The following is a 506-nucleotide window of genomic DNA, read 5'->3' as shown; positions in this document are numbered from 1 at the left end:
CCCTTAATATATAACTGTTTGTCATGGTCAAAGACTCGCGCTAGTAATTCGGTTTGGGTGGCGTACTCACGGGAAAAGAATGTATCGTCAATGATCAATGCTAACCGCCGCCGGCGGTCAATAAACGGTCGTAAATGCTTGATTAAATGACTCCCAACTTGACAAATCAAGCGTTGCCAATTGATCCGGCCATCGTTCAAATTATTTCTGACGGTGCGACTGGTAAAGTTAGGTGTTTCATGGGCTCGATAAAGCGAGCGTCCCAGGAACTTTGTCGTGAGCAGCCATTCAATGACCTTCATCAAGCTGATTTCTGAATTCCGGCGATAATTCACCAACTTGGTGAGTTTAGATAGACCAATGAGGGAAGTAAATTGATGAACAATATTGTGAAGCTCGTTTTCTGTATTTTTTTGTCTTATAATATTCATGACGTAAGTCTCCTTTGTATCTTGGTTTTGGTCGACTAAAGTATACAACGCAGGAGAGCCTGTGTTTATTTTTTT

The 506-nt window shown here is 41.5% G+C and carries 1 pseudogene; it reads right to left on the bottom strand.

Annotation, left to right across the window (positions count from 1 at the left end):
• A pseudogene (locus tag LPKJCM_RS12070) lies at positions 1-431 on the bottom strand (IS4 family transposase); the annotation flags it as partial.
• Between the last annotated feature and the right edge of the window lie 75 nt (positions 432-506).

The organism is Lentilactobacillus parakefiri (assembly GCF_002157585.1).
Lineage (GTDB): Bacteria > Bacillota > Bacilli > Lactobacillales > Lactobacillaceae > Lentilactobacillus > Lentilactobacillus parakefiri.
Note: the sequence above shows the minus strand (reverse complement) of the source record. Positions and strands in the feature narration are given on the sequence as shown.